The 14,409-nt window shown below is 46.5% G+C and carries 15 protein-coding genes and 1 other annotated feature; of the genes, 2 read left to right on the plus strand and 13 right to left on the minus strand.

Annotated elements, in window-relative coordinates; translation table 11 throughout:
• Positions 1-291: 291 nt before the first annotated feature.
• The 8 genes from trpA to ACF3OH_RS02810 form a co-directional block, all read right to left on the minus strand.
• The gene (gene trpA / locus ACF3OH_RS02775) at positions 292-1,077 is read right to left on the minus strand and encodes a tryptophan synthase subunit alpha (protein ID WP_392455710.1); all 786 of its coding nucleotides are present in this window, start codon (positions 1,075-1,077) and stop codon (positions 292-294) included.
• Positions 1,074-2,279 (minus strand): tryptophan synthase subunit beta, encoded by a 1,206-nt coding sequence (trpB, locus tag ACF3OH_RS02780; protein ID WP_392455711.1) that lies wholly within the window; start codon positions 2,277-2,279, stop codon positions 1,074-1,076. The genes trpA and trpB overlap by 4 nt, the downstream gene beginning before the upstream one ends.
• Positions 2,276-2,887: a phosphoribosylanthranilate isomerase gene (locus ACF3OH_RS02785; RefSeq protein ID WP_392455713.1), complete on the minus strand. Its 612-nt coding sequence runs from the start codon at positions 2,885-2,887 to the stop codon at positions 2,276-2,278. The genes trpB and ACF3OH_RS02785 overlap by 4 nt, the downstream gene beginning before the upstream one ends.
• Positions 2,874-3,662, minus strand: coding sequence for an indole-3-glycerol phosphate synthase TrpC (trpC, locus tag ACF3OH_RS02790; protein WP_392455714.1), 789 nt, complete (start codon positions 3,660-3,662; stop codon positions 2,874-2,876). The genes ACF3OH_RS02785 and trpC overlap by 14 nt, the downstream gene beginning before the upstream one ends.
• The gene (gene trpD / locus ACF3OH_RS02795; RefSeq protein ID WP_392455716.1) at positions 3,659-4,672 is read right to left on the minus strand and encodes an anthranilate phosphoribosyltransferase; all 1,014 of its coding nucleotides are present in this window, start codon (positions 4,670-4,672) and stop codon (positions 3,659-3,661) included. Before trpD ends, trpC begins: the two co-directional genes overlap by 4 nt.
• Positions 4,656-5,231 carry an anthranilate synthase component II gene (locus ACF3OH_RS02800; RefSeq protein WP_392455717.1) on the minus strand — a complete coding sequence of 192 codons (576 nt, stop codon included), beginning with the start codon at positions 5,229-5,231 and terminating at the stop codon, positions 4,656-4,658. Before ACF3OH_RS02800 ends, trpD begins: the two co-directional genes overlap by 17 nt.
• A complete protein-coding gene (gene trpE, locus ACF3OH_RS02805) occupies positions 5,228-6,583 on the minus strand; it encodes an anthranilate synthase component I (RefSeq protein ID WP_392455719.1) in 1,356 nt (451 codons plus the stop codon). Before trpE ends, ACF3OH_RS02800 begins: the two co-directional genes overlap by 4 nt.
• A 62-nt stretch (positions 6,584-6,645) precedes the next feature.
• Positions 6,646-6,847 (minus strand) — a binding site (T-box leader).
• An 84-nt stretch (positions 6,848-6,931) separates the two neighbouring features.
• On the minus strand, positions 6,932-7,756 hold the full coding sequence (locus tag ACF3OH_RS02810; RefSeq protein ID WP_392455720.1) for an ABC transporter substrate-binding protein: 825 nt from the start codon (positions 7,754-7,756) through the stop codon (positions 6,932-6,934).
• A 152-nt stretch (positions 7,757-7,908) separates the two neighbouring features.
• On the opposite strand from ACF3OH_RS02810, the gene ACF3OH_RS02815 reads away from it, so the two are divergent.
• Both ACF3OH_RS02815 and ACF3OH_RS02820 read left to right on the plus strand, forming a co-directional pair.
• Complete coding sequence (locus ACF3OH_RS02815; RefSeq protein ID WP_392455721.1) at positions 7,909-8,481, plus strand: GNAT family N-acetyltransferase; 573 nt, start codon at positions 7,909-7,911, stop codon at positions 8,479-8,481.
• Between the two features lie 111 nt (positions 8,482-8,592).
• The gene (locus ACF3OH_RS02820) at positions 8,593-9,576 is read left to right on the plus strand and encodes a ring-cleaving dioxygenase (protein ID WP_204590130.1); all 984 of its coding nucleotides are present in this window, start codon (positions 8,593-8,595) and stop codon (positions 9,574-9,576) included.
• 38 nt (positions 9,577-9,614) lie between these two features.
• Here the strand turns inward: ACF3OH_RS02820 and ACF3OH_RS02825 are convergent, their stop codons facing one another.
• The 5 genes from ACF3OH_RS02825 to ACF3OH_RS02845 form a co-directional block, all read right to left on the minus strand.
• A complete protein-coding gene (locus tag ACF3OH_RS02825) occupies positions 9,615-10,073 on the minus strand; it encodes an antibiotic biosynthesis monooxygenase family protein (RefSeq protein WP_392455722.1) in 459 nt (152 codons plus the stop codon).
• Positions 10,074-10,088: 15 nt separating this feature from the next.
• Entirely contained in the window at positions 10,089-11,264 is a 1,176-nt protein-coding gene (locus tag ACF3OH_RS02830) for an aminotransferase class I/II-fold pyridoxal phosphate-dependent enzyme (protein WP_392455724.1), read from the minus strand.
• 78 nt (positions 11,265-11,342) lie between these two features.
• The gene (locus ACF3OH_RS02835) at positions 11,343-12,644 is read right to left on the minus strand and encodes a cryptochrome/photolyase family protein (protein ID WP_392455725.1); all 1,302 of its coding nucleotides are present in this window, start codon (positions 12,642-12,644) and stop codon (positions 11,343-11,345) included.
• Positions 12,637-13,338, minus strand: a complete 702-nt coding sequence (locus ACF3OH_RS02840; RefSeq protein WP_204590126.1) for an ABC transporter ATP-binding protein — start codon at positions 13,336-13,338, stop codon at positions 12,637-12,639. Before ACF3OH_RS02840 ends, ACF3OH_RS02835 begins: the two co-directional genes overlap by 8 nt.
• 4 nt (positions 13,339-13,342) lie before the next feature.
• Positions 13,343-14,407, minus strand: coding sequence for an ABC transporter permease (locus ACF3OH_RS02845; RefSeq protein WP_392455726.1), 1,065 nt, complete (start codon positions 14,405-14,407; stop codon positions 13,343-13,345).
• Positions 14,408-14,409 lie beyond the last annotated feature (2 nt).

A 14,409-nucleotide genomic window follows, 5' to 3' on the forward strand; every position in this document is an offset into this window, starting at 1 on the left:
GTATCGTTTTGATGATTTGGACCAACGTCTTTTACCAATAGAAAAAGAGTCCGATACTCTGGGGAGTGTCGGGCTCTTTTGTGTGGTTTTCTAGAAAGATCTTAGGAAATCAGGGCTGGCAGATGAAATTAGTTTCCATAACATGACTCAGGGCACACAAATGAGTTTCGAGAGCATAGAAATGCTCGCTCGAGAAACAAAACAACTCACGCACGTCACAAAAACAGCCGCCCAGGGCACAAACCCCCCCGAGCGACCCAAGCCCTTACTAGAAAGACCTTAAGAAATCAGTTAAACCTCTGCTCGCACAGAACGCGCTGCATCTAGTAGTGGAAGAATTGCGTCACGGTCACCCCGGTGCAGTGCGTCGACTACAAAGCTTCCAACGATTACGCCATCCACGACCTCACTTAATTGCTGTACATGCTCAGGAATCGAGACACCAAAGCCTGCCATCACTGGAACTGGGCTCACAGACTTAAGTGCAGCAAGATGCTTAAATGTCTCTTCTGGCAGCGACTGGCGTGTCCCAGTGATGCCGTTCACCGTTACAGCGTAGACGAATCCCTGGGAAGCTTTCGCAATCCGTTCCACACGTTCGCGCGGGCTCGTTAAACTGACTAATTGAACTAAATCGATTCCAGCAGGTTCTAGTACACCAGACAAAATCTCGGATTCCTCGAGTGGAAGATCAGGTACGATGACACCTGCAACGCGCGCTTCTTTGGCCAAGTTCGCAAATGTATCAAGCCCGAGCTGTAAAATAGGATTGAAATACGTCATGACCACAAGTGGAAGAGTGATGTCGCTCTCTACTGCCTTCACAGCCTCAAGGACGTCGCGAAGCGTAGTTCCATGGGCAAGTGAACGAAGGCCAGCTGCTTGGATGACTGGGCCATCTGCGACTGGATCGGAAAACGGAATGCCTAGCTCGACCGCTGTTGCACCCGATTCCTGCAAGAATAGCAGTTGATCCTTTAACGCGTCGAGTCCTCCGTCACCCGCCATGATATAGGGGATGAACGCAGTTTCTCCTGCCTCCACGCGCGACTGGATTGCTTTTGTTAATCGACTCATTCGTTTTCCTCCTTACTAGCGAGTGCTTCTCGGATTGTATGCACGTCTTTGTCTCCACGACCTGATAAACAAATGACAACATGATCATCTTCGGTTGTCGTTGGGAGGAGGACGTCTAGGTGAGCAAGTGCATGTGCTGATTCAAGTGCCGGAATAATGCCTTCTGTCTGGGCGAGTAATTGTAGAGCTGTCAATGCTTCTTCATCCGTCACAGACGTGTACTCGACGCGACCGAGGTCGTGCAGGTAACTATGCTCGGGTCCGATACCCGGGTAATCAAGGCCTGCTGAAATCGAGTGAGCTTCTTGAATTTGACCAGCTTCATCTTGTAAGAGGTGCATCATGGCACCGTGTAATACGCCAACTTTCCCACCAGTTAAGCTTGCTGCATGTTTCCCAGAAGCGACCCCGTGTCCAGCTGCTTCAATTCCAATCAACTTTACATCGGAATCATTGATGAACGGATAGAACATACCCATCGCATTACTACCACCGCCGATGCAGGAGAGAACGTGTGTAGGTAACTGCTCGAATTGCGCGAGACTTTGGCGCCGTGTTTCTTGGCCGATTACGGATTGGTAGTCTCGGACAATTTGCGGGAATGGGTGAGGTCCTAGAACTGACCCCATGATGTAGTGCGTGTCGTCCACATGTGTGACCCAGTAACGAAGAGCCTCGTTGACAGCGTCTTTCAGCGTACCGCTTCCTTGTGTAACTTCGACAACTTTAGCACCCAGCAACTCCATCCGGAAAACGTTCAACTGTTGTCTACGAATGTCTTCTTTTCCCATAAAAATCGTGCACTCAAGGCCGAACAACGCACTAACAGTTGCAGTAGCAACGCCGTGTTGGCCGGCACCAGTCTCAGCAACGACTTTCTTTTTCCCCATGCGTTTTGCAAGGAGGGCTTGTCCGACTGTATTGTTGATTTTGTGCGCTCCTGTATGGTTTAAATCTTCACGTTTCAAATAAATTTTTGCTTTGCCATAATGTTTAGTTAAACGTTCTGCAAAATATAAAGGATTTTCACGCCCGACGTACTGTTCCAGATAATAGCGGACTTCGTCGTTAAACGCTTGATCTTTTTGCGCGTCAAGGTAGGCTTCTTCAAGTTCTGCTAAAGCGTGCATGAGCGTCTCTGGAACGAATTGGCCACCGTAATTTCCGTAGCGACCTTTTACTGGTGCTGTGTAGTTTGTCATCCTAATTCCTCCCGTACGGCGCGTATGAACGCCTTAATTTTTTCGCTGTCTTTTCGTCCATCAGTTTCTACGCCACTCGATACATCCACCATAGCGGGCTGTAAATCTCGTACGGCTTCTCCTACATTTTCTGGCGTCAATCCACCTGCTAGGATGAAGGGTCTCGACGTTGATACTTGATGGAAGTACGTCCAATCAAATGTGTGACCGGAACCTCCTCGGTGTGTCGTACCTGGTGCATCCACGAGTACGAGAGGAGCGGGGCTTGCAAACGCACGCTCCAAATCTTCTTTTGAACGGATTGAAAATGCTTTAATCACGGGTACTTCAATGGCATCCAGTAATGTGTCGGGTTCATCCCCGTGCAACTGCACGTAATCGAGAGGAACGGCTTGTGCCGTGGCATTGATTTCTTCGGCAGTCGCGTTCACAAAAACCCCTACTTTTTTGACAGGGAACGGAATGGCTTTCGCAAGTTCAGCGGCTTTTGATAGCGTGATTTGGCGCTTGCTCGGGGCGAATACAAAACCGATGGCATCTGCCCCAGCAAAAACTGCAGCTTCCACATGTTCCGCCTCTTTTAATCCACAAATCTTAATACGCGTCATGAACGACCCTCCCGACCTGGAATGCTTGCAGCGCTTCTTCCACTGAATCTGCGCGAACCAATGTCTCACCGACTAGTAATCCATGGGCACCACAAGCACTTAGGCGTTCTGCATCTTGCGGGGAGACAATACCGCTTTCACTAATGAGGTGAACGTTTGCAGTAGCAGGAATTTTCCGTGCCAGCCGTTCTGTCGTATCAAGAGACACTTCGAAAGTACGAAGGTCTCGATTGTTTACGCCAATCAATTGAGCACCTAGATTTAGAGCGATTTCCAATTCTTCTTCGTCGTGCACTTCAACAAGTACTTCAAGGCCAAGACGAGTCGCATAATCGTAGAGTGCGTGTAGTGCATCAACTTCTAGTGCTGCAACAATCAATAAGATGATGGACGCTCCGTGGCTATACGCGGCATCGATTTGAATTGGATCGACCATAAAATCTTTGCACAATACTGGAAGATCGGTAGAGTTTGCTACTTGCGTCAAATCCTCAAACGACCCTTGGAAATACTCGATGTCCGTGAGAACCGAAATCGCAGCTGCACCACCTGCAACGTAGCGGCTGGCTTGCGCCACAGCATCAAGGTTCGGATGTATCAACCCTTTTGAAGGGGACGCGCGCTTAATTTCAGCAATCACTTCAAGGCGATTCGAATGCGTGAGTGTATTCGATAATTTTTGGCGCAATGGGATGGATCGCTCCGGTAAGACTGTTGTTTTCAGTTGTTCTACTTCTTTATATTTCGTTGCGATGATTGTATCTAGTATTGTCATGACGTTACCTCCACAGCTGTTGGGTAATGCAGCAATTGATGAAGTGCTTTGCCGGACTGAATGCTCTCCCGCGCAGTTTCAATTCCTTCTTTGACAGAAGATGCAGCTCCTGCAGCAAACAATGCGAGTCCACTGTTTAACAGTGTCGTATCCAAATAAGCTGAAGGCTCGCCATTTAATACAGCCCGTAAAATGTGTGCGTTTTGTTCTGCGTCGCCACCTGCAATCGCTTCACGTGGAAGTGGGGAGAGCCCGACCTGTTCTGCAGTAAGGGTGTGCGTCATGATTTCCGAATCGTGCAACACAGTATAGCGCGTTGTGCCATCAAGAGAAGCTTCATCAAGACACCCTTCACCCGTTACAATGACCGCCCGCTTTCTTCCAAGAAGACGTGCCGCTTCAGCCAGTGTTTGCTGGTAGTCCTCACGGTACACGCCAATTAATTGATGCGTTAACGGATACGGATTGGCGAGGGGGCCAATCAAATTGAAAAGTGTTGGTTTCCCGATTGCTTTTCGAATCGGTTGCAGAACCCGCATCGCCGGGTGGACATCCGGTGCGAATAAAAACGTTAGGCCTGTCGTCTCAAGGAGTCGTGCGCTTTCTTCCGGTGTAACAGTAAGTTCTAATCCGAGAGCGGTTAGTACATCGGCACTTCCTGAACGGCTAGAGATGCTCCGGTTGCCATGTTTAGCGACACGGACTCCAGCCCCTGAAGTGACAAATGCAGCTGTTGTACTGATATTGAAACTTCCCGATTGATCACCACCTGTACCGCACATATCGAATACCGGGAAGGGAACAGTAGGATAGGATGTCGCACGTTCCATCAAGGCATCCACAACACCTGCAAGTTCTTCCGCCGTTTCTTGCCTCGCGTGAAGAGCAAGCAAGATATCTTTGATCAACTTCTCCTCTGCATCTGCTTCAAAAAATTGACCGGCGAGTTGTTTCATCTCCAATCGCGATAAGTAGTCCCCTTGTAGGATTCGCTCATAAGTAGCTTTCACTTCGCATCACTCCTTGTAAGTAATTGGCCAAGCGCTTTCTGCCGTCCGGTGTTCCGATGGATTCCGGATGATACTGCATCCCGACAATGGGTAACGTGCGGTGACGCATCTCCATCAATGTACCGTCTTCTTGTGCGAAGCTGACAGGTAGAAACTCTTCTGGAAGAGTCGTTGCATCGACAGCTAACGAATGGTACCGCATCACAACACCGCTTTCTTCTTGAGTATCTGCATCTAGTAAGCGTGAGGTCTTGCCATGAAAGATTTGCGGAGCTGAGATAATGGCTGCTCCAGTGCAAAGTCCCATTAACTGATGCCCTAGACAGATGCCGAGGAACGGGTAAGTAGTATGGAGCTCTTTGTAAATATTTTGCGTGACTGTATAGTCTTTTGGGTGGCCCGGGCCAGGAGAAAGTACGATAGCAGTTGGGTTCATTTTTTGGATGGACTCCACTGTCAACGTGTCGTAGCGCACCACTTCGACTTGCTCTCCGAGTTCTTGAAAGTACTGGGCCAAATTGTACGTAAACGAATCGTAGTGATCAATCAAGAGAATCATTGGAACACCTCCAGAAGAGAGCGTGCTTTGTGTAACGTTTCTTCATATTCTTTCACAGGGTCTGAATCGTACACGATACCAGCACCGGCTTGGATTGCGATGGAACCTTCTGAGATGATCGCTGTACGAATTGCTAGGGCAGCATCTAAATTGCCACTCGCGCTCAAATAGCCGACTGCTCCTGCATAGACACCGCGCTGCGTCGTCTCAAGTTCATTGATCAACTGCATTGCTCGAATTTTTGGTGCGCCCGAAACGGTACCGGCTGGCAGACACGCTGTGAGTGCTTCAAGTGGGTGGATGTTTGGAAGTAGCTGTCCTTCGACTTCCGACACCAGGTGCATCACGTGTTGATATCGCTCGACTTGCTGATATTTTGTGACTTTTACACTGCCAGCTTTACTAAGTCGACCGACGTCATTACGTGCTAGGTCTACAAGCATGTCGTGTTCTGCGCGTTCTTTCGGGTCTTGCCGCAAATCTTCTTCAAGCGCAAGATCAAGTTCCGGCGTAGCGCCCCTTGGTCGCGTTCCAGCAATCGGGTTGGACTGCAAAACACCTTCCGAAACGCGTACGAAACTTTCCGGTGAAGCCCCAAGTACTACGGCATCCCCGAAGTCGATGTAAAACATATAAGGGGAAGGGTTGACGCGACGTAATTTTCGGTAATAGGCGAAGGGTGTCTGATTAATGGAAGCAGAAAGTCTTTGCGACAATACAAGTTGAAAGATTTCCCCCTCATAAATCCATTCTTTCGATTTTTCAACGTTCGCTAGAAATTCGTCTTTTGTGATGTTGGATGTAAAGTGAAGCGGCGTCGCTTCATCGGGAAGCTCAGTCGTGGGCGTCTTTTGTAATTCCGCAACCACTTGCGCCACTTCGTCTTCATTTCCATTGCTGTTTAGTACGGTTACCGTATGCGTCTGATGATCGTAGACGACGACTGTTGGATACCACAGGAAATAGATGTCTGGTAATTCTCGTGCTTTCGGAAGTGGGTGGCCTGTTGGTTCTGTATGCCCTAGCACTTCATATCCTACGTAGCCGATTGCCCCTGTGGAAAAGGGGAAAGGACCTTCGGGAAGTGGAGGGGGAAGCAACTGTTTCAGAAGCGTCATCGCGTCTCCATGAAATTGATCAGTGGCCCCACTCAGTAAGTCTTTCACAGTCAACTGGCCTTTTTCCCCACGATACATCGTGGATGGGGAAGCGCCGATAAAGGAATAGCGACCGGATTTTTCGTGCTTTAAAGAGCTTTCAAGCAAAAACTTACGGTCGCCTTGTAAGCGGTGGTAGATAGAAATAGGGGTTAAAGAATCTCCATTAAGAGATTCGTGCACATAGTGTGTCATCTGGACTTGGCTCCTCTCATAGGAGCAGAAAATGAAAAAAGCCCTCCACAGGCAAAAAGCCTGCAGAGGGCGAACGGTTCGCGGTACCACCTCTGGTTTCAAGTTCAAAAACTCTCTCCAGATCTTGTAACGGGGATCATCCGTTCTTCCTTTTCAGAAGACTCTCCAAAGTCCATTCCAGCTGATGACATGACCGGCTTTCAGCGATGACCGGCTCTCTTTGACATGTCGCGTCAGTGTACTCTTCTTTGTCGAGGATTTCTCATCTCTGCTCTCTCATCTCAACTCTGCTCTAGGGCGATGGCGGCTCTCCGGCATCTTCTACCCATCCCGAACAAAAAGTTTTGTTTATCTTACCTTCTTTACTGTGTCGTTGTCAATGATGAAGGATTCATTATTTTCAAAAAGTTTCTTAAAATAGTGTGCGGCTTCCGTCATTTTTGCACCGTACCAGAACATTTCCCCGTCGACTAACACGGGCTTAGAAGTTGATGTGAACTCTGCAAATTCCTGTTTGTGTTTCTCGGCAAATGGAAACGGTTCAGATGCGAGAAGTAGATAATCCGGTTTGAGTTCTTCGAGTAATTCAGGTGTGATTTCAGGATAGCGTCCATCAAGAGGCTTTGCTGCATTTTGGAATCCAAGTGCTTTTAACGTTGCTTGGATATACGTAGTATCACCGACTGCCATATATGGTTTGCGCCAGATCATATAGAGGACAGATGGCTGTCCAGAAACTTTAGGTAGCGAGTCGAAAGACATGCGCGCCTCTTGCTCAAGTTTGGTTGCAGCAGGTTGCGCACCCGACACTGCTCCAAGGTCACGAATCAGTCGGTAAGAATCTTCAATCGTTTGGACCTCAAATACGACGACAGGTGCGATTTCTGAAAGAAGCTCTACCGTTTCTTTTGTATTTTCCTCTTTTTCAGCAAGGATCAAGTCAGGCTTTAAAGCGCGTACTTTTTCAATGGAAACATCTTTCGTGCCTCCGACTGAAGGAAGTGCCTCCACCTGATGTTTTGGGAAAATGCAATATTTTGTACGGCCGACTACTTGATCCTGAACGTTCAGTGCAAAGAGCGTTTCGGTAATGGCAGGACAGATTGAAACGATTCGCTGTGGAAAAGTAGGAATCTGTAATTCCCTATCTAAATGGTCTCTAAACAGTTTCATCGAAAAAAACACCTCTTTTATGTTTAAGTATAACGAATATCGGGTAAACATGTCGTGGTGAGGATTTTTATCTAGCCTGATTTTTCCTCAACTTGTACGCTGCAAAAAACAAAAATCTCCGGGCAATGAAAAATTCGAAGGAGCTAACAACAATGAACTGGTATACAAAATTGAACCAATACTTTCCTGTAGAAGAAATGAAGTCACGTGAGCATATGGAGACGTTGCTAGAAGAAAAAGGCAAAGTCTACCGCAAAGATGAGGGGCCAAAGCATGTCCTCATGTATGTGGAATTTAAAGACTTTATTTTTGTCGACTACTTGTTTGTTTCAAAAGAAGCACGCGGAGAAGGTCTTGGGAAGAAGTTACTCGAAAAACTAAAAGCCACTGGTAAAACGATTCTATTAGAAGTTGAGCCTGTGAATTATGAAGATACAGATACTGAAAAACGTTTACGTTTCTATCAGCGTGAAGGATTTGTCCACGCGACTCAAATTGGATACAATCGACGTTCTCTAGCAACTGGCGAGAACACAGTGCTTGAGATTCTTTACTGGACGCCTGAACCACGTGATGAGAAAGAAGTGTACGAAGCGATGAAATGGACGTATGAAAATATCCATACGTACAAAGATGAAGAATTTTATGGGGAATCGTATGATCCAACCAACAAAGTTCTCACGTTCCTTACTGAAAAACGCGATTCGATTTTAGATGATAACTAAGAGTTTTTAGCCCATTCTATAGGAATGGGCTCTTTAGTAAACAAATATCTTGAATTCAAGATAATTACGTCGTATACTAAAATCAGAAAGAAACACAAGGAGGAAAAAATCATGAATGAATTAAAAGGAATCCACCATGTTACAGCGATCACAAGCAGTGCGGAGAAAAACTATGAGTTCTTCACATATGTGCTCGGGATGCGTTTAGTAAAGAAAACAGTCAACCAAGATGATATCCAGACGTATCACTTATTCTTTGCAGATGACCGCGGTAGCGCAGGAACAGACATGACGTTCTTTGACTTTCCAGGAATTCAAAAAGGGTCTCACGGAACGAACGAAATCTACCGTACATCATTCCGTGTTCCAACGGATGCAGCATTAGAGTATTGGGTGAAACGATTTGACCGTCTAGGTGTTAAAAATCAAGGAATTGAAGAGCTGTTTGGCCGTAAAGTTGTAAAATTTGCTGACTTTGACGACCAGCGTTATCAATTGATTTCAGACGAAACAAATAGTGGAGTCGCTTCCGGTACTCCATGGCAGAACGGTCCGATTCCACTAGAGTTTGCGATTACAGGATTGGGTCCGATTGTGTTCCGCTACGATCGCGTCGACTTCTTAAAAGAGATGCTAGATAAAGTACTTGGTTTCCGTGAAATCGCATCTGAAGGCGATTTGACGTGGATGGAAGTAGGGGAAGGTGGAAATGGGGCTGCGGTCATCATCGAGAAGAACGTCGTGTTACCACCAGGTCGTCAAGGTTTCGGTACGGTTCACCACGTGGCGTTCCGCGTTGAAGATCGGGACGCATTGAATTTCTGGATTGACCGTTTGAACCAAGTGGGTATTCCGTCATCTGGCTATGTCGACCGATTCTATTTCGAGTCATTGTATGCACGAATTGCGCCACCGTTATTATTCGAGTTTGCGACAGATGGACCAGGATTTATGGATGATGAGCCATATGAGACTTTGGGAGAGAAGCTAGCATTGCCACCGAAGTTTGAAGGCCGCCGCGAACAAATCGAAGCGTTAGTTCGCCCGATTGATACGGTGCGTAGTACGAAGGATATTCAAAAAGAATATGAGTAATAAAAAACCGACCCCGCAATGATGCGGGGCCGGTTGTTTTATTTTGCGCTATACGTAGTAACAAAACTCGGTCCATCAAAAATTGCTGGACGTTTGTCGATACCCTCGTCAGTACCGCGTTTTGCGTGTGCTTTTGAATAGGCTTGTGATGACTGCCAATCCTTGAAATTCTTCTCGTCTTCCCATTCCGTCAATATGATGTATGTGTTGGAATCCATTGGGCGCATCACGCGAATCGCAATAAACCCTGGTTCGTCTTCAATCGCGCGAGCGCGGTTCATGAAGCGTTGTTCGAACACGGGGCGACCTGCTTCCGTCACAGGAATATTATTTAGTACGAAAAATCCTTTATCAGAAAGCTCTCCAGACGAATCAATCACTTTGTAGCCATGCCCCTCTAGTTCTTGCAGAGTTTCATATTCGTTAATATAGCGTTCTGTTTCGCCTTTTAAATGAAAACCGCTCACTTGTGGTGTATCTGTCAAATAAATGTACATACCTAAACTTCCTCCTTATCCAACTTCTATCGGTTGGAGAGTTTTTAATGCTTCGAGTGCTTCCTTCAATACTTCAACATCTTTTACTAAGGCAATACGCGCAAACCCGTCACCTTCTGTACCAAAGATAGATCCAGGTACCATGACGATTCCTGTTTCACGCAACACGTGGAACACAAATTCTGTGTCTTTCATCGGATACGGATACGCTGCCCAAATGAACATACCACCGTTTGAAGGTGCGACTTTCCAGCCGAGTTCTTCAAGTCCTTGTCGCAATACTTTGTGACGTTCTGAAAATACGCGGCGCAGATTGTCAGTGATTTCCTCTGCGTGCAATAGGGCTGTGATGGCTGCCTCTTGAATCGGTTCAAAAATTCCATAGTCGAGATGAGATTTCAAGCTTTTGATTACAGCAATCAATTCAGCATTTCCTGCGATGTACGCAATTCGTGCCCCAGCCAGACTAAAGGTCTTTGATAGAGAATTAATTTCAAGCCCCACTTCTTTAGCTCCAGGAGTGGCCAAGAAACTCTTCGGTCCGCTTCCATCAAAATAAAATTCAGCGTACGCAGCGTCATGGACAACAATAATATTGTGTTTTTTCGCAAACGTGACGACGTCTTTGAAAAACGAATCACTTGGCAAAGCCGGAACTGGGTTGCCAGGTAAATTTAAAATCAACAATTTCGCTTTATCTGCAATTTCATCAGGTATCGATGCGATATCCGGTAAGAAACCGTTCTCTTCATCAAGTGAAAGGTAGTAAGGTATTGCACCGGCTACATGGATGCCTGCATCATATGCGACATATGCGGGATTGGTTGTCAGGACAATATCGCCTTCATTGCAAAACGCAAGAGGGAGGTGGACAAGACCTTCTTGTGAACCCATTGTCTGAACAATTTCAGTTTCGGGGTCTAGGGGGACGCCCATACGATTTTTGTAATAGGTTGCGACCGCTTCATAAAAACGTGTAGTCCCAGTCAATGTATAACCATAAGAAGTGGCAAGCGCACTTTTCTCTGAAAGAGTCTGACGGACCGCTTCTGCTGGTGGGAGGTCTGGGCTGCCAAGGCTCAGGTCATAAACAGGTAAGTCATTTGAGGTGCGGACAGCCGCGGCTTTTTTTAGTTCTCCAAAAATTGATGTAGGGAAGCGTTCCATTCGTGTTGCAGGTTGAACATTCACATGCGTCACTCCTTAACTGATTGGATAAAATACCTTTTCAGTATAGCATGGGTTGTATTGTCTAGAAGTACAACTGTGTTATTTTATAGATTTATACGCTTCAAGTGCGCGTTCCCGTGCTTCTTTATGGTCGACGATGGGTTCGATATCTTGCTCAACTTTCCAGTGATGTACGTATTCCGCGTTTTTATCGAATTTCTCGAGTTGAGTCGTGGGATTAAAGATTCGGAAATACGGCGCAGCGTCAATACCCGTCCCAGCGACCCACTGCCAACCCATCCCGTTATTCGCCTCGTCGTAATCGACCAATGTCTCTTTGAACCATTCAGCTCCCCACTGCCAAGGAAGGAGAAGGTGTTTGGTGAGGAAGGAAGCTGCGACCATTCGTACGCGATTGTGCATCCAGCCTGTTTCCCAAAGCTGCTTCATGCCAGCATCTACAAGGGGATAGCCCGTCTCACCGCGTTTCCACTTTTCGAAGTCGGCTTTACTTGCTTTCCATGGGAACTTATCAAATTCAGACCGCAACGCCTTCGTCTCAAGCGTTGGATGCTCTAACAATTGACGTTTTGCGAACTCGCGCCACACGAGTTGGCGTAGGTAAGGCTCCGCATTCTTTTCTCGTTTCGCAGCATAGTAAACAGCGCGAACGCTAAGATTGCCCCACGTCAAATACGGAGAGATTTCAGAAGTTGCCTGCGCGTCTGGAAAGTCTCGCATTTTTTTGTAGTCCTCAATCTTTTCTTTTGCAAATTGTTGGAAGTTTTTGATGCCCGCTTTCTCACCAGGGGTCCAGTGCTTCGCAAACTTTTTCGTCCACGGATGATCGGGGAGAAGTTCTAGTTCTTCAATTGTCTTCAATGTTTTTGCACGGATCCCTTGCCATTCTTCAGGCATTGCAACCGGTCGTTTCACCGTTTCTTGCTGCGAGCGTTTATAGAAGGGAGTGAAAATCGAATAAGGTTCACCGTTATCTTTTGTTAATTCGTGATGGGGGAAGAGGAGGTCTCCATCCAGTGTTTGATACGTGATGGATTTATCCTCTAACACTTTTTTTACAGCGATTTCTACCTTTCGCTCGTCTGTTGCATAGCTGTCATTCCACAGAACTTGGTCACAGTTATGTTCGTCTACAAGTTTTGGGATGCAAGTCGTTGGATCTTCATCCGTGACTAGAAGTGTAATTCCCTTTTCATGAAGTGTGCTTTTCAGTTCTTTCAATGATTCTTCTAACCACCAACAAGAAGCTTCTAGTTTTCGCATCTCAGGGGATAGAGTGAAAAGAGCTAGCACGCGGCCATCGTGACCGGCTTGTGCTAGCGCAGGGTGATCGTGAAGGCGGAGGTCACGACGAAACCAGACAAGTGTCCGTTTAGTCATGCGCAGCGCCTTCTTTCGGGGTATGGTCTTCTTCACGTAACGTGCCGTCTGTCATCTTAAAGACACGGTCACAGTAGTCAATCAATCGCGTATCATGTGTGACGACGAGTGTGGTCGTCTTTTTCGACTTCGTTTCTTTTTGCAACAGTTCCATCACTTCATACGCGCGCTCTGAATCCAGGGAGGCTGTCGGTTCATCGGCTAATACGATAGATGGGTTCGTGTACAAAGCCTTTGCTATCGCCACTCGTTGGCGTTCCCCTCCAGACAAGTCGGAAGGGTACTTGTTGCGAAGCTCTTCGATACCAAGGTCTTTGTAGAGATCTTCAAGCTCTTGGTCGTTTAATGTGTCTTTTTTTACTTTCTTTAAGAGCATCATTTGGTTGTGGACCGTTAAAAATGGCACCAGGTTAGATGCTTGCAAAATAAAGCCGATTTCGTTCAATCGAACTTTGGATAGCTTCTTCTCGTTGAGTTTTGCTAGAGAAGTGCCATTGATCAGAACGTCTCCTTCCGATGGTGTCTGCAATCCGCCGGCAATTGTTAAAAACGTACTTTTACCGGAACCAGAAGGACCGATAATAGCAATCATTTCTCCAGCTTTGGCTTGAAAGTTGGTTTCTTTTAGGGCTTCGACTTTTTTATGACCCGAGCCGAATGTCTTTTTCGCTTGTTTGAGTTCAAGTACTGTCATATCATCACGCTCCTATTGCTTTCAGTGGATCGATTTTTACTATCGTTAATACGGAGAAAATCGCGCCTAAGATGGCAACTGCAATTAACACGATGCCGTAGATGGCCATTGCAACACCATCAAATTGCACAGGCACTGCGTTCGGAAGGAACAAGCCTGTCACAAGGGTCAACACATAGCCCGTCACAACCCCGACGGCTGCCAAAATAAACGTTTGCGCTACTACTGAACGTGCCAAGTACCCATTTGAAATTCCTTGAGCCTTCATAACTCCGAACATATTGATCTTTTGCACGGTCAACACGTATAAGAAAATCGCAACGATTGTTGCAGAGATGATGAATAGGAAGTAAATCATAAAGTCGAGCGTTAGTTTCTGCTCTGTATAGCCTGGTAAGTTCTCAATAAATGTTTGGGTATCGACAATTGCCAAATCTTCTGGCGCATCCAGTGCGGATAAATCATCTGAACGAATGACAATACCATTTACTTGATCTGAATTTTGCTCAGCAGCTTCTCCAAAACGCACTATTTGGAATGTGTCGAGTGACGTGTAGAGAACAGGTGCTGCGTTAAAGCGCGCATCTTCTGTGAAACCTACGATGGTCAATTCTTCATCGGAAGAAGATAGCGTAAGCGTGTCTCCGATTTCAAATCCTTCTTCTTGTAAGAAGTCTGCTGCAACCACTTCATTTTCTCCGGAGAACAGTTCTCCTTCTGAGATAGCTGGTGTGATAAATTCATCTTCGTTAATACCGAAGATCGCCACACCTTGTTTCAAGTCACCGCTTGTCACGATGGTATTCAACTGGCCAAGTACAGCAGTTTCTGCGTCGAGTTCATCCGCATCGTCAATCGATAGGAACGACTGTGGAAGGCTTTGGTCAGAATCCTCCGTCAACATGATGCCGTCACCGTCCCATTTATCTACGGCCTCGCGGTTTAAGTTTGCGAGTCCATTTGCAAGTCCCGTCAAGAAAAAAACGAGATAAGAGACAAGGAACAGTACCCCGATCACAAGCGCAAAGCGCAATTTATTCTTTTTTATTTCATTCCATGCTAAAAACATCT

This window comes from Chryseomicrobium aureum, from assembly GCF_043182735.1.
Classification (GTDB): domain Bacteria; phylum Bacillota; class Bacilli; order Bacillales_A; family Planococcaceae; genus Chryseomicrobium; species Chryseomicrobium aureum.

What these genes read in the sequence shown, in the direction of transcription:
- trpA (WP_392455710.1), bottom strand. Translation starts at nt 1,077, where the DNA reads ATGAGTCGATTAACAAAAGCAATCCAGTCGCGCGTGGAGGCAGGAGAA.
- trpB (WP_392455711.1), bottom strand. Translation starts at nt 2,279, where the DNA reads ATGACAAACTACACAGCACCAGTAAAAGGTCGCTACGGAAATTACGGT.
- ACF3OH_RS02785 (WP_392455713.1), bottom strand. Translation starts at nt 2,887, where the DNA reads ATGACGCGTATTAAGATTTGTGGATTAAAAGAGGCGGAACATGTGGAA.
- trpC (WP_392455714.1), bottom strand. Translation starts at nt 3,662, where the DNA reads ATGACAATACTAGATACAATCATCGCAACGAAATATAAAGAAGTAGAA.
- ACF3OH_RS02800 (WP_392455717.1), bottom strand. Translation starts at nt 5,231, where the DNA reads ATGATTCTCTTGATTGATCACTACGATTCGTTTACGTACAATTTGGCC.
- trpE (WP_392455719.1), bottom strand. Translation starts at nt 6,583, where the DNA reads ATGACACACTATGTGCACGAATCTCTTAATGGAGATTCTTTAACCCCT.
- ACF3OH_RS02810 (WP_392455720.1), bottom strand. Translation starts at nt 7,756, where the DNA reads ATGAAACTGTTTAGAGACCATTTAGATAGGGAATTACAGATTCCTACT.
- ACF3OH_RS02815 (WP_392455721.1), top strand. Translation starts at nt 7,909, where the DNA reads ATGAACTGGTATACAAAATTGAACCAATACTTTCCTGTAGAAGAAATG.
- ACF3OH_RS02820 (WP_204590130.1), top strand. Translation starts at nt 8,593, where the DNA reads ATGAATGAATTAAAAGGAATCCACCATGTTACAGCGATCACAAGCAGT.
- ACF3OH_RS02825 (WP_392455722.1), bottom strand. Translation starts at nt 10,073, where the DNA reads ATGTACATTTATTTGACAGATACACCACAAGTGAGCGGTTTTCATTTA.
- ACF3OH_RS02835 (WP_392455725.1), bottom strand. Translation starts at nt 12,644, where the DNA reads ATGACTAAACGGACACTTGTCTGGTTTCGTCGTGACCTCCGCCTTCAC.
- ACF3OH_RS02840 (WP_204590126.1), bottom strand. Translation starts at nt 13,338, where the DNA reads ATGACAGTACTTGAACTCAAACAAGCGAAAAAGACATTCGGCTCGGGT.
- ACF3OH_RS02845 (WP_392455726.1), bottom strand. Translation starts at nt 14,407, where the DNA reads ATGTTTTTAGCATGGAATGAAATAAAAAAGAATAAATTGCGCTTTGCG.